At 64.4% G+C, this 14,271-nt stretch carries 9 protein-coding genes and 1 pseudogene; 5 read left to right on the top strand and 5 right to left on the bottom strand.

Annotation, left to right across the window (positions count from 1 at the left end; all coding sequences use genetic code 11):
• Positions 1-6 precede the first annotated feature (6 nt).
• The 3 genes and pseudogenes from RMO57_RS06065 to arsA all read left to right on the top strand — a co-directional run.
• Positions 7-129, top strand: a pseudogene (locus RMO57_RS06065) (crossover junction endodeoxyribonuclease RuvC); the annotation flags it as partial.
• A gap of 212 nt (positions 130-341) precedes the next feature.
• Positions 342-3,938, top strand: coding sequence for an ABC transporter permease/M1 family aminopeptidase (locus tag RMO57_RS06060; protein WP_310385132.1), 3,597 nt, complete (start codon positions 342-344; stop codon positions 3,936-3,938).
• A gap of 231 nt (positions 3,939-4,169) precedes the next feature.
• Positions 4,170-6,200, top strand: a complete 2,031-nt coding sequence (gene arsA, locus RMO57_RS06055; RefSeq protein ID WP_310385131.1) for an arsenical pump-driving ATPase — start codon at positions 4,170-4,172, stop codon at positions 6,198-6,200.
• A gap of 91 nt (positions 6,201-6,291) precedes the next feature.
• Here the strand turns inward: arsA and RMO57_RS06050 are convergent, their stop codons facing one another.
• From RMO57_RS06050 to RMO57_RS06035, 4 genes are all read right to left on the bottom strand, one after another.
• Positions 6,292-6,744 (bottom strand): FKBP-type peptidyl-prolyl cis-trans isomerase, encoded by a 453-nt coding sequence (locus RMO57_RS06050; protein ID WP_310385129.1) that lies wholly within the window; start codon positions 6,742-6,744, stop codon positions 6,292-6,294.
• Between the two features lie 47 nt (positions 6,745-6,791).
• Positions 6,792-9,080, bottom strand: a complete 2,289-nt coding sequence (locus RMO57_RS06045) for a SulP family inorganic anion transporter (RefSeq protein ID WP_310385126.1) — start codon at positions 9,078-9,080, stop codon at positions 6,792-6,794.
• Positions 9,081-9,475: 395 nt separating this feature from the next.
• The gene (locus tag RMO57_RS06040; protein ID WP_310385124.1) at positions 9,476-10,681 is read right to left on the bottom strand and encodes an NnrS family protein; all 1,206 of its coding nucleotides are present in this window, start codon (positions 10,679-10,681) and stop codon (positions 9,476-9,478) included.
• A 5-nt stretch (positions 10,682-10,686) separates the two neighbouring features.
• Positions 10,687-11,016, bottom strand: a complete 330-nt coding sequence (locus tag RMO57_RS06035) for a hypothetical protein (RefSeq protein WP_310385122.1) — start codon at positions 11,014-11,016, stop codon at positions 10,687-10,689.
• A 312-nt stretch (positions 11,017-11,328) separates the two neighbouring features.
• Between RMO57_RS06035 and RMO57_RS06030 the strand changes: the two genes are divergently transcribed.
• Entirely contained in the window at positions 11,329-12,729 is a 1,401-nt protein-coding gene (locus RMO57_RS06030; protein WP_310385121.1) for an MATE family efflux transporter, read from the top strand.
• 43 nt (positions 12,730-12,772) lie between these two features.
• Positions 12,773-12,997 (top strand): hypothetical protein, encoded by a 225-nt coding sequence (locus RMO57_RS06025; RefSeq protein WP_310385119.1) that lies wholly within the window; start codon positions 12,773-12,775, stop codon positions 12,995-12,997.
• A 122-nt stretch (positions 12,998-13,119) separates the two neighbouring features.
• On the opposite strand, the gene RMO57_RS06020 is transcribed toward RMO57_RS06025, so the two are convergent.
• The coding region (locus RMO57_RS06020) for an acetyl-CoA C-acyltransferase (protein ID WP_310385117.1) at positions 13,120-14,271 on the bottom strand (1,152 nt) is incomplete at its 5' end.

Raw genomic sequence — 14,271 nt, 5'->3', positions numbered from 1 at the left:
TACCCCATGTACGCCGCGCCGATTCGCAGCCCCGTCCGTATTCTCGGCATCGATCCCGGCCTCCGCCGCACCGGCTGGGGCGTGATCGACGTCGAAGGCAACCGGCTGATGTTCGTCGCCTGCGGCTCGGTGGAAACGCGCGAAACCTCGCCATTGGCCGTGCGCCTGGTCGCGATCCATCAAGGGCCCGCCTGCGCGGTGGCCAGACCGTCATCCATGTGCTGGCCGACAGCGCACCCGAGGCCGGTTTCGAGGCGGTCGACGGCGACCTGGAGGACTTGTACTTCGCCACGCTGGTGCAGGCCCGTAAAGCCAGAACAGCCGCCGCCTGAGAGGCCCCTATGCTCAGAAAAATCTTCACGTTCGAGGCGCGCTACCAACTGCGCTCGCCGCTCTTCCTGATCAGCTTTGTGATCTTCTTTTTGATGAGCTTCGGCGCCATCACCTCGACCGATATTCAGATCGGCGGGCCCAAGGGCGCCAGCAATCTCAACTCGCCGTTTGCCATTTTGCAGATCGTCGCCACCATGAACGTGATGACGATTTTCATCGTCACCGCCTTTGTCGCCAATGTGGTGATTCGCGATGAGGAGTTCGGCTTCGCGGCGATTCTGCGCTCGACCCGGGTCGGCAAATTCGACTACCTGGTCGGTCGCTTTTTGGGCGCGATGTTTGTGGCCTTTTTGGTCACCACCGCCGTGCCCTTGGCAGTCTTGCTCGGATCGCTGATGCCTTGGCTGGACGCAGAGCAAGTGGGCCCCTTGGTACTCAGCCACTACCTCTTTGCACAGCTGGTGATGAGCGTGCCGACACTGCTGGTGCTGGGCGCCGGCTTCTTTGCCGTGGCCACCCTCACGCGCTCGATGATGTGGAGCTATGTCGGCGCGGTCGCCTTCATCGTCTTGTTCGGCGCCTCGCGGGTTTTGTTGAAGGACCCCTCGCTGGACCTGGCCTCCGGCCTGGCCGACCCCTTCGCCATCGGCGCTTTGAACCGCGTCACCAAATACTGGACGGCGGCCGACCGCAATACCCTCATACCGAGTTTGAGCGGCATGCTGCTCTACAACCGGCTGATCTGGCTCGGTGTCGCCGCCGCTTTGTTCGGCTTGGCCTATCGTTTGTTCCACTTCGAGGCGCCCGCCAAGGCAAGCGCCAAGGCCGAGAAAATTGGCCCCGGCGATGCGATGCCGCAGCAAAAACCTTTGGCCAGCCCCAGCCACGGCGGCGCCACCGCCTGGCTACAGCTGCGCGCGCTGACCCGCTTCGACATGCGCTTTGTGTTCAAGAGCCCGGCCTTTTTTGTGCTGCTGGCAATCGGCGTGCTGAACGCCTTGGTCGGGCTGCTCTTGACCACATCCGAGCGCGGTGTGAGCTATTTGCCGGTTACACGCTCGGTCGTTGACGCCTTGGAAGGCAGCTTTGGCATCATTCCGCTGTTGATCGCGATCTACTACTCGGGCGAGTTGGTCTGGCGCGACCGCGAGCGCCGCATGCACGAGATCATCGACGCCAGCGCGGCGCCGAACTGGGCGCATTTATTGCCCAAGGTGCTGGCCATCACGGGCGTGCTGCTGGCTTGTTACCTCACCGCCATGCTGACCGGCGTCGTCTTCCAGCTCGCACATGGCTTCACGCAAGTTCAGCTCGCGTCTTATCTGCTTTGGTTCGTACTGCCGGGGCTGATCTCCGCCTTGCTGCTGGCCATCCTGGCAATTTTTGTGCAGGCCCTGGTGCCGCACAAATTCGTCGGCTGGGCCGTGATGATGGTCTTGATGGTGCTCGGCATGGTGATGGGCAGCCTGGGGTTTGAGCACAAGCTCTACACCTTTGCCGGCATGCCGGAGGTGCCGCTGTCGGACATGAACGAGATGGGGCGCTTCTGGATCGGCCGCGCCTGGCATCAGCTGTATTGGCTGGCCTTCGGCGCCATGCTGATGGTGGCCACGCAGCTGCTGTGGCGCCGCGGCGTGGAGACCCGGCTGCAACCCCGTTTCACGCTTTTGCGTCAACGCCTGGCCGGCAGGCCCGGCCTGCTGCTGGGCGCGGCCACGCTGGCTTGGGTCTGCAGCGGCGGCTATATCTTTTACAACAGCAATGTGCTCAACGACTATTTGACCGCCCCCGCGCAAGAACAGCTGCAGGTGGACTACGAGAAGACGCTGTGGGGCTTTGCCGGGCTGCCGCAGCCGACCATCACCGATGTCAAGCTCAAGGTCGAGCTCTACCCCAACCAAGCTCGCGCTGAGATCGAAGGCAGCTATCAGATGGAGAACCGCAGCGGCAAGCCCATCAGTCAGGTGCATGTGCAATGGGCGCCGGGGCTGAAGGTGCAGCGATTGGCTTTGGATGGCGCCGTGCTGGAGCGAGACTACAAGGATTTGTCGCACAGCATCTACCGGCTGAAGACACCGCTGCAAGCGGGCGACAAACTGGGCTTGAACTTTGCCGTGCGCATGGCCCAACAGGGCTTTGTCAACGGCCGCCCGCAAACGCAAATCGTGCCCAATGGCAGCTTCATCAGCAATCAGCAGTTCGGGCCGTTCTTGGGCGTACCGCAAGGCATGCTGCTGCAAGACCGCGCCAAGCGCCGTAAAGCGGGCCTGCCGCCCGAGCTGCGCGCGGCCAAGCTGGAGGACAACGGCGCCAACGCACACAACTATCTGCGCCGTGACAGTGATTGGGTTACGGCCGAGATCACGCTGACGACCGACGCCGACCAAACCCCGATCGCCCCCGGCACCACCGTCAGCGACCGCACGGCCCAAGGCCGGCGCACCATCGTCACGCGCAGCGACGCGCCCACGGCCAATTTCTTCTCGATGCAATCGGCCCGCTACCAAAAGGCCAGCGACAGCTGGGCCGGCAAAGACGGCCAAGCGGTCGCGCTCGAGGTCTACCATCACCCGGCGCATGACAGCAATGCGCAGCGCATGCTGACCGCCATGAAGGCGTCTTTGGATTTGTACAGCGAGCAGTTCTCGCCCTACCAGTTCAAACAGGCCCGCATCATCGAGTTCCCGGCTTACGAGCGCTTTGCCCAGGCGTTTGCGGGCACGGTGCCCTTCTCTGAGGCGATCGGCTTTATCCAGAACTTCAAAGACGCGGACAGAGACGACAAGGTCGATCTGGTCACCTTCGTCACCGCGCACGAGATGGCACACCAGTGGTGGGGCCACCAGATCAATGGCGCCGACAAGCAGGGCATGACGTTGCTGAGCGAATCCTTCGCCCAGTACTCGGCGCTGTTGGTGATGGAAAAGCTCTACGGCAAGGCGCAGATTCGCAAGTTCTTGAAGTACGAACTAGACCGTTACTTGAGCAGCCGCAGCGGCGAGCTGGTGGAAGAGCTGCCGCTGGCCCGGGTCGAGAACCAGGCCTATATCCACTACCGCAAGGGCGCGGTGGTGATGTATGCGCTCAAAGAGCTCGTCGGTGAGGCGGCGGTCAACCGGGCGCTGCAAAAGTTGCTGGCCGAGTTCGCCTTCAAGCCCGCGCCTTATGCCGACACGCGTGACTTTCTGCGGCTCTTGCGGAGCGAGGCGGGGCCGCAGCATGAAGCCTTGATCGTCGATCTGTTCGAGAAGATCACGCTGTTTGATCTGAAGGCGACGGATGCGAAAGCCACCCAGCGCGCCGACGGCAAGTTCGAGATCACGTTCACGGTCGATGCCAAGAAGCTGTATGCGGACGGCAAGGGCCGCGAGACCGAGAGCCCGCTGAACGAGGCCATGGACATCGGCGCCTTCAGCGCCGAGCCGGGCAAAAAGGGCTTCACACGAGATTCGGTGTTGTTGATGGAGCGCCGGCCGCTGCAGTCGGGCAAGCAGCAGATCAAGCTGCTGCTCGACAAGGCGCCGGCCTGGGTCGGCGTTGACCCCTACAACATGCGGATTGACCGGAATTCAGATGACAACTTGAGCAAGGTGGAGATGCGGTGAGGAAGGAGACGCGTGGAGATCGCCGACGTGGCGCTGATGGCCGCCGACCTCTCACGGCTTCCATTCGCGAACGCTTTGAGCCGCGCCTCGCTGTTCGCCATCGGAATACGCTCAGCGACAGGCCGCAGTTTGCGGTTTGATCTGCCTCAATTGCGGCTCGCATCAAGCAGTGCCCAATGGCGAAACCGCGGCGCTCGCACTCAGCGTCGGATGCGCACAAGGGATTCTCAAATGGAAATCAAAGTTCTGGGCTCGGGCTGCAGCAAATGCCGCACCACCATCGGCATCATTGAGCGGACGGCGCAGGCCGCGGGTGTCGACGTCGAGATCATCAAGGTGGAGAAGCCCGAGGAGATCAGGCGCTCGGGCGTCAGGGCCACGCCGGCCGTCATCATCGACGGCAAGGTCGTGCACAGCGGGGGGCTGCCCGCGCACGAGCAAGTGCAGGCCTGGCTGAAGCCTGGCGCTACAGACTCAGGCATAGGCTTAGGCTTCTTGAGCCAGCCAACCCGGCATCTGTTCTTTACCGGCAAGGGCGGCGTCGGCAAGACATCGCTGTCGACGGCCACTGCGCTGACGCTGGCCGACGCCGGCAAAAAGGTGTTGTTGGTCAGCACCGATGCGGCGTCGAACCTGGACGAGATGCTCGGCATAGCCCTGCGCAACATCCCCACACCGGTGCCCGGCGCGCCTGGCTTGTCGGTCCTGAATATCGACCCCGACAGCGCGGCCGAGTCCTATCGGCAGCGCGTGCTGGCGCAGATGGGCGCCGCTGCGAGCGACGCTGAACTGTCGACGGTGCGCGAGCAATTGTCCGGCGCCTGCACCACCGAAATCGCTTCCTTTGATGAGTTTGCCTCGCTGCTGTCCGATGATGCCGAGCATTTCGATCACCTCGTCTTCGACACCGCACCGACGGGGCACACCTTGCGCCTGCTCAGCCTGCCCAAGGCCTGGAGTGGCTTCCTGGACGGCAATGATCGCGGCGCCTCATGCCTGGGCCCGCACTCGGGTCTGAAGATGCAGGAGCTGCGCTTCAAGGCCGCCCTCGACGCCTTGAGCGACCCCAACAAGACCACCGTGATCCTGGTGGCGCGGGCGGACAAGGGCGCCATCGCCGAGGCGGCGCGCACCTCGGAGGAGCTGCATGAGCTGGGCTTGAACAACCAGCGGCTGGTGATCAATGGCGTGTTCCATGCCAGCGACCGCACGGACGCGGTGGCGAACGCCATCGAGACCTTGGGCCAGCAGGCGCTGGATCAGCTGCCCGTGGCCCTGCTCGCCTTGCCGCAGGACCGGGTGCCGCTGCGCGCCTTCGACACGGTCGGTTTGGCGGCCTTGCGGGCCTTGCTGTCAACGCAAGTTCACCCCGTCGAGCCCGGTGGCAAGGCGAGCGTCGAACGCATAGCTCATCTGCAAGGGCTGGACGCCTTGGCCGATGAACTTGCCGCCGCCGACCATGGCCTGATCATGGTGATGGGCAAGGGCGGGGTCGGCAAGACGACGGTCGCGGCAGCACTGGCGCTGGGTTTGCTACAACGCGGCAAGACCGTGCACCTCAGCACCACCGATCCGGCCGCACACCTGGCGGCAACCATGGACGGCGAGGTGGCGGGCCTGCGCGTCGACCGCATCGACCCCGAGCTCGAGACGCAGCGCTATGTGGACAAGATCATGGCGGCCAAATCGTCGCATCTTGACGCGCAGGAACAAGCGCTGCTGCTAGAGGATCTGCGCTCGCCTTGCACCGAGGAGGTCGCCGTCTTTCATGCCTTCTCGCGCATCGTCAGCGAAGGGCGCAGCGCCTTTGTGGTGCTGGACACCGCCCCGACCGGGCATTCGCTGCTGTTGATGGATGCGACAGGTGCCTACCACCGGCAGATGCTGCGCGAGTTCGAAGGCCATGGCGCGGGCCGTGTGGTCACGCCACTGATGCGGCTGCAGGACGCCGCCTATACCAAGATCATTCTGGTGACGCTGCCCGAGCTGACGCCGGTCTCGCAGGCCGCAGCGCTGCAAGATGACTTGCGGCGAGCGGGCATCGAGCCCTTCGCCTGGGTGCTCAACAAGAGCGTGTTGGCAGCCGGCACGCAAGACCCTTTGTTGGTCGCTCGGCTCGCAGCTGAACGCAAGCAGATGGAACGCATGGCGGCCGGTTTGGCCAAGCGCAGCTACATTGTTCCGTGGTTAACCCGCCCGCCGATTGGATTTGTCGAGCTGTCCAAGTTGGTGACGGCGGAGCAGCCAGCTGAGAGCCCATAGTCAATCAGACCGTCTGGGCCCAGCCGCCTGCAAGCGGCCAAGCGCACCCACCGGCCCCGATCGGCCCCGATCTGCCCCGACCTGCCTGCCCTCAATTCCCCACAATCGCCAACAGCTCCACCTCAAACACCAGCGGCGTGTTCGGTGGGATCTCGCCGCCACCGGCGCCGCGCTCACCGTAGGCGATGGCCGAGGGGCAATGCAGGCGCGCCTTGCCGCCGACCTGCATCAGCTGCACCCCTTCGGTCCAGCATTTGATGACGCGGTTGAGCGGGAACTCGGCCGGCTTGCCGCGCTTGATCGAGCTGTCGAATTCACGGCCGTCCAAGAAGCGGCCGACGTAATGGACGCGCACCTTGTCGGTGGCCGTCGGGTGCGGGCCGCTGCCCACGGTGAGGGGCTCATAACGCAGGCCGGAGGCGGTCGTCACGGCCCCTGCGACGGAGGGAGCGGAGGCGGCAGGGGCGGCGGGCTTCTTTGCGGTGGAGGCCGCAGCGCCAAATGAGATGAGCAAGGCCATAACGGCCAGTGTGGACTTGAACATGCTTGGGGTTTCCGGCAAAGCAAGCATCATCGCAGGCGTACAACAAGTCACTGCAGCCCAGCCGCACTGCGCCAGGCGCCGGTGGCGACGCGCAGGCGCGTGGCCAGATGCAGGGCCATATTGCGGTAGAGCTGGCTGCACAACAATGGGTCGGCGGCCGCCATGGCGTTCAGTGCTAGAGGCGTGAGCAAAAAGAGGTCCGCATCCTGGTCGGCCACGGCATCGGCGCTGCGGCCTTGGCCGTCCAGCATGGCCAATTCGCCCAATATGGTGCCGGCAGAAAAGCTCATGAAACGCTGGCCGCTGGCGCTCACCACGCTGATCGAACCACGCGTTAGCACATAGACGCCGTTGCCGGGGTCGCCCTCCTTGAACAAGCGCTCGCCTGCCTTCAAGCACAGCGGCTGCAAATAAGCCGTGGCGACGGCCTGCTGCGCGGCGGACAAGCCCCGCAAGAGGCTGCTTTGCGCCAGCGGCAAAGCGCTGCCCAAGTCATGCGCTTGGCCGGGGCCAAGGCTTGCCTGCAAGGCTTGCCGCTCGGCCGCTTCCAGCGCTTGATCCAGATCCAGGTAGCACTGGCCTGAGAGCAAGCCTGCGGTGGCAGAAGTTGCCTCAGGCAGATGGTCCATCAACTGGCGACGCAGCGGGCTGTTTGGCCCCAGCCCGGCCAAGCGCAAACGACAGCCTCTGCGCGCCAAAGCGGCATGCAGTTGCAGCAAGGCCAGCGCACCGGATTCATCAATCGACAAGACCCGCTGCAAATCAATAACCAAGCAGCGCGCGTCAGCGGGCACCTGCTGGGCTTCATCTTGGACACGGTCGGCATTGCCAAAATAGAGCGCGCCCTCCCATTCCACCACCAGGATATGGGGCCGCGCTGCGCTCAATAGCTGCTCCAACTGCGGCGGATAGACGCGCCGGCTGGGGCGCTGTTGCGCAGAAAACCGGGCCCGCACCAAGCTGCGGTTCAGGCCGCGCAAGAACAAGAATATCGACAACAGCAAGCCCAGCAGCACGCCCGCACCCGGCCCTTGCCACAGCGTCAACAGACAAACCAAACTCATGGTGAGCAGGCCTTCCCGCTTGGCCGCGCCGCCCGCATTGGCTGGGCTATGCGAGCTCTTCGGGCGGCCCAGCTGCTGCAACAGCTGCCGGATTGAGCGGCGATCCAAGAGACTGAAGGCGACGGTCAGCATCACGCCGGCCAAGACGGCTTGGGGCAAATAGGCCAGCCATTCGCCGGCAAAGCCGACCAGCAAGGCCGAGAGAAGCACAGCGCCCATGGCGCCAAGGCCGCCACGCCCGCCGGCCATCTCGATGGCCATGGCGCGGCTTCTGGAGCGCGTCACCGGCAAAGCACAAAACAAACCGCCGCCGATATTGGCCAGGCCCAAGGCCCAAAGTTCGCGGCTTTCATCACTTTGTTCACCGCTGCGCTGATCGGCGGCGCGCAGATTCAGCAAAGACTCCAGGCTGCCGACCATGGCCAGCAAAAGAGCCGTTAGGCCTATGGACCGGGCGTGCGGAGCCAGCAAGGACAGGGTCGCCACAGGCTCGGCCCACACGGCCCACACGGCCCACAAACCCGGCCAAAATTGCTGCGCCTCCAAGGCGCCGAGCGTGGCGCCGAGGTCAAGCTCGGGCAAGAAGGCGCCGGCCAGGTGAAAGCTCAGCAGCCCCAGCATCATGCCAGCCAAGGCCGCCGGCAGACGCGGCGCCCGCCAAGCCAGCAGCCAAACCAGCCCGGCCGTACCCAGGCCCAGCGCCAAGGCTCCGACATGCGCTTGCTGCAGCGCCTGCCAGCCTTGGCCCGGCCACAGCTCGGGCGCCACAGCCAGCAAGTCCGGCACTTGGGCCAGCAGCACCAGCAAGGCAACCCCATTCATAAAACCAGCCAAGACCGGCTGCGGAACAAAGCGCGCCAGGCGCCCAAGCTTCATGGCCCCCAGCAACATTTGCAGGCAGCCCATGCCAATCACGGCCGCGCTCAAGGCCGCCAGAGCCAGGGTCAGGGCTAGCGCGCCGCCGCTGGCCTGCTCATGCCGCAAGACCTGGCTGAGCAAGAAGGAAATGATCAGCGCCGTGGGCGAACTCGGCCCACCGGCCGCCATGCGGTTGCGGCTGAATAGCGCATAGATGCTGGCACTGACGATCACGCAAGCGAACGCGGCGGGCACGCCCAGCTGCGCCGCCCGGCCACCCAAGGGCGCCAGCGCCAACATGCCCAAGGTCAAGACGATGGCCAGGCAGACGGTGGCACCCACCGCACCGCCGAACAGCGAACACACGGCCGCGACCGCGGGGGCGAAGTCAAAGCGGCTACGCGCAGCAGTCATTGCTCAGGGCCTCGGCTTCGTTTGGCCACAAGCATGGACGCCCACGACGGGCTCCGGCTGCAGCTGAGGGCAAGACTTGACCCTGTTTTGTGCCGGGCGTCAAGTCGAAGCCTTGTCGAATGAGGTGTCCGCCTGAACGGCGACTGAATTTGCACCCAGGAATGAGCCTGAGCCGTGGTTGTTGGGAGGGCGAGTGGACGCCAGTTGATCATCACAAACTGGGTGGCCACCAAGCGCAAAGAAGCGCGTTTGCCAGCCTAATGTGCGTCGGCGTCAAGAGCATGTCCACGGCGCCGGATCTGGCCGTGAAGTCGCTGCATGCCCGAGAGCGAGTAACCGGAACGACGCCGCCCCCTTGGGGGGCCGACCGAGTAGGCCTCGGGCGGGGGGTTCCATCACCCTGGTTGACCATCAACGCGGGCGCGCATCAGGATCGGCGTGTAACGCCATAGATAGAGCGCAAAAGCCAGACTCCATAGCGCCGACGAAATCAACACCGAAGGCATCAAGAGCGGTGGTGCCAGCAGCGGCAAGAACACCCGCAGCAGCGCCGCCATCAACATCGCCAGATAAGCGCACAACTCGATGCGCCCGGCGCGCAGCGGCCGGCCGGTGTGGCCCAGCGCCGTGCGCGTGATCATGCCCAGCGTCACCATACCAATCAAACCGACCGTCAGCGCATGGGTGGCCGGCCCCGGCGCGCACCAGCCCAGTTCGGCAGCGGCGCGCAACAAGAGATGAATCGGCAGCCACGAATAGCCGATGTGCAGCACCCAAACCAAGGGAGTCTTCAACGTGCGCCAAGGCTGCCACAGCGCCAGGCGCAGGCCATGCGCCAGCGCAGCAACAAGCAAGATGGCCAACAAAGGCATACCGCCAATACCCAAGGCGTCGACCAGCAAAAGCGCCAGCAGGCTGGCCAGCGCCAGCTTCTCCAGCCGCGGATCGCGTCTTGCGTTCAGTCCAGGAACGCCGTTATTGCTGAACATCGGCAAGACCCGGCCGGCCATCACGGCGATCATGAACATCAAGATATCCAGGGCCAGCGGCAGGCCTATCCCACCGGCAAAGCCAAGGGTCAGCAAACCCAACGCTTGCAGATGCAGACCCGCCGTCGCGACACCCATCATGAGCAGCAGGCCGACAAAGAAATAGTTACGTTTATTGCCCCCGGCGCGCAGCGCGCGCCACAGACCCCAGGCCGCGCTCCAGGGCACGGCCAGATTGACCAGCAAGGACGCCCATCCATAGGGGCTCAGCACCAGCACACGCGCCAGCAGCCACAGCAGGGCCAAGGCCATCAGCGGCCGACCCGTAGGCGTCGGCTGGCCCGACCAGTTGCGCCCGGCGGTGAATAAAAAACCGATCACCACCGCCAGTGCATAGCCGAACACCATCTCGTGCGCATGCCAGGCCGCGCCGCGCAGCAAGGCGACCGGCAGCAGGCCCGTGAATTGCAAGGCCCACAGCGGCACGCTCAGCAGCGCAACCCAGGCCGCCAGCAAATAAAAGGGTCGGAATCCCAGCTCCCACAGCGCAAAGCCATGCGGGCCGCGTTTAGGCGCCGCTTCCCGCAGCGGAATGAAGGCGCTATTGGCCATGATGATCAAGCCACTGCGTTTGACTTAGGACCGCCGCCGCCGCAGCAGCCGCAACAACCCGACTTCGCGGCCGGCTTGCGGCTCAAGCGCAGCCGCTCACTGGCGAGCGGCTGCCAGTCAAACTGGCCCGGCCATTGCGCCTCGAGCTGCTGCCTGACCGAGGCCAGCTCCTGCGCTTCAATCGTCAAGTCAAGCCAGCCGCCCATGGGCAACGACTCAAAGTCAGCCAGCACAGTTGCAAGCCGTGCGTCGGCCTGCGATGCAGATAGATTCGAATGATTGATGGACAAATTCATGATGATGATGACTCCAAAAGCCAAAAGGTACATTTTCAATACAGCTATTGTGAGCGCTACGCCCGTTAAAAGCAATATTTAAAATACAGCTTATTGCTCTCGGTCAAGCGACTGTCGACGCAACGCCAAGCCGGGCGGCGTCGTCTGAGTACTTTGAGTCGTGCCACTCAATTTTGATGACTTCGCGCTCAAGGGCAAGCTCGGCGCGGCCTCAGCCTTCCACATGTTCTCGATCGGCGCGTGCTACAAGTTCTAGGCGTGTTGGGCAGCAGGGCCCTGCTGGGATGGACAATCCGGGTCGGCGCGCCAGCGCCTGAAACGCGGCCATCCTGCCGCTACCGACCTCCTTCGATGACTCATTTGAACCTGCACACCCGCCCGTCGGCCACCCAAATTCGGGTCGAAGTTTCTGCACTCTGGAAGCTCGCCTGGCCGATCCTGATCGGCCAGTTGGCCACCGTCGGCATGTCGGTAGCCGATGTGGCGATGGCGGGCAATGCCTCGGCGCAAGACCTGGCCGGGGTGTCGCTGGGCGCGTCGATCTGGAGCATGGTCATCATCACGCTGATGGGCGTGATGATGTCGATCAGCCCCATCGTCGCCCACCATGTCGGCGCCGAGGAATTTCATCTTGTGCCCCATGTGGTGCGCCAAGCCTTGTGGAAGGCACTGGGCCTGGGCGTGTTGGCCATCGTCGTGGCGAACTTGGCCGGCCTGGTGTTCAATCTGCTGGCGCTCGACCCGATGGTGCGTGACTTGGCCCGGGACTTTGTGCTCGTCACCAGCTTGGCTCTGCCCGCGTTTGCCTGCTACCGCGTGCTGTATGGCTACAGCGCGAGCTTGAACCAGACCAAGCCGCTGATGCTGATTGCGCTGGCCGCCTTGGGCCTCAATGTGTTGATCAACTGGCTGTTGATTTACGGCCATTGGGGGCTTCCCAAGCTGGGCGGCCTGGGTTGCGCTTGGGCGACGATGTGGTGTGTGTGGTTCAGCTTAGGCGGCTTGCTGTGGTGGATGCGGCGCAGCCCGGCCTTCCGCAGCACTTGGCCCTTCACGCATTGGGAAGCGCCGCACTGGCCCGAGATCCGCAGCTTGCTCAAGTTAGGTCTGCCGATCGGCGTGACCTACTTTGCCGAGAGCAGCGCCTTCAGCTTGATCGCCCTGCTGGTGGCCAAGTTCGGCACCACGCAAGTGGCGGCGCACCAGATCGCGCTCAATTTCTCGTCGCTGATGTTCATGTTGCCGCTGAGTTTGGGCATTGCACTGCTGACCCGTGTGGGTCAGTCCCTGGGTGCCGGCGACGCCTACGCGGCGCGCTTTCGGGCCTGGGTGGGCGTGGCCACGGCGCTGGTGCTGGCCTGTGCATCGGCCGTCTTCATGGCGCTGTTTGCTCGGCAAGTGGCCGGGGCTTACACGGGCGACGCGGCAGTGGCGGCGTTGGCCGCGCAGCTGCTGATTTTTGCGGCCATTTTTCAGCTCTCGGATGCCACGCAAGTCGCCACCGCCTGCGCGATTCGCGGCTACAAGGTCACGCGTGCGCCGATGGTGATTCACCTCGCCGCGTTTTGGGGTTTCGCCCTGCCCTTGGGCTGCGTGCTGGGACTGGCGCCGCCATGGCTGCCATGGCGCCCCGCCGAGGCGATGGGCGCCAGCGGTTTTTGGATCGCGCTGATCGTCGGCCTGACCATCGCGGCGGTGGCACTGTCGGCGCTGCTGCGCAAGGTCGCGCGTGACCGACTGCCGAGCCCCTAGAGCTTCAACACCCGCTTGATCGGCATAGCCCATGCGCTGATGGATGCTGCGCTCGCCGCTGTGCCACGGCGAACCCGCTGGGGTGATGAAATCGTGGGTCGACAGAGGAGCTTCTCCCGATCAGGCGGCCATGCCGACCGGGGTCATTTTTTTCGTAGAGACCGTCGTCGCGGAGCTGGTTGATCAGCTCGTTGCTGAGCACGCCGCCGCGCTTGGGCAGGGGTTGGACGCCAAGGCTCAGCCAAGGATGCTCGGCCTTGGCGGCTAGCGACACAACGGGCTCGGCCGAGCGCAGCAGGACATCGTCGGCAATATCGAGGGTGGTGCGGATGCGGCGCTCCTTGGCCAGCTGCGTGATGTTGGTGCATCACGCATCACGCTAGACGTCGTTTAGATCAGCTCCACGCCCATCGCCGTTGCCTCGCCGCCGCCAATGCACAGCGCCGCCACGCCGCGCTTCAGGCCGCGGTGCTTCAAGGCACCGATCAAGGTGACGATGATGCGGGCGCCGGACGCGCCGATCGGGTGACCCAAGGCGACCGCGCCGCCGTTGACGTTGACGATCTCGTGCGGCAATTTGAACTCGGCCATCGCCGCCATCGTGACGGCGGCAAAGGCCTCGTTGACTTCCCACAGATCGACGCTCTTGGCATCCCAGCCGTTCTTGGCCAGTAACTTTTGGATCGCGCCGACCGGCGCGGTGGTGAACCATTCCGGCGCGTTCGCATGCACCGTGTGGCCGACGATGCGGGCGATCGGCGTCAGCCCCAGCTTGGCGGCATGACTCTCGCGCATCAAGACCATGGCGGCGGCGCCGTCGGAGATGCTTGAGGAGGTGGCGGCGGTGATGGTGCCGTCCTTGACGAAGGCGGGCTTGAGGCCGGCGATCTTGTCCAGCTTGGCCTTGAAGGGCTGCTCGTCGCGGCTGAAGACGGTGTCCCCGGCCCGGCCGGCAACTGTGACGGGTGCCATTTCCCAAGCGAAGCTGCCGTCCTCGTTGGCACGCTTGGCGCGCTCGGTGGACGAGACAGCAAAGGCGTCCTGCGCCTCGCGGGTGAAGCCGTACTTGGCCACGCATTGTTCGGCGAACACACCCATGGCCTTGCCGCGCTGATAAGCGTCTTCCAAGCCGTCCAAGGCCATATGGTCGAACATCTGCGCGGCGCCGTACTTGACGCCTTTGCGGGCGAACATCAGGTGCGGGGCGTTGGTCATGCTCTCCATGCCGCCGGCGATCAGGATGTCGGCGCTCTCGGCCTTCAAGGCGTCATGCGCGAACATGGTGGCGCGCATGCCGGCGCCGCACATCTTGCTCAGGGTGACCGCGCCGACCGACTGCGGCAGGCCGGCCTTCAGTACCGCCTGCCGGGCAGGCGCCTGGCCCTGGCCGGCCATCAGGCAGTTGCCGATGAAGGCCTCTTGAATCGCGTCGCCGGGCAAACCGGCGCGCTCAACCGCGGCTTGAATAGCAAACGCCGCCAACTCCCAGGCCTGCAGGCCGGCGAAGTCGCCCAACAAGCCGCCGATGGGGGTGCGGGCGGC

This window comes from Roseateles sp., assembly GCF_031397715.1.
Lineage (GTDB): Bacteria > Pseudomonadota > Gammaproteobacteria > Burkholderiales > Burkholderiaceae_C > Paucibacter_A.
This window is presented reverse-complemented; position numbering and strand designations above follow the sequence as displayed.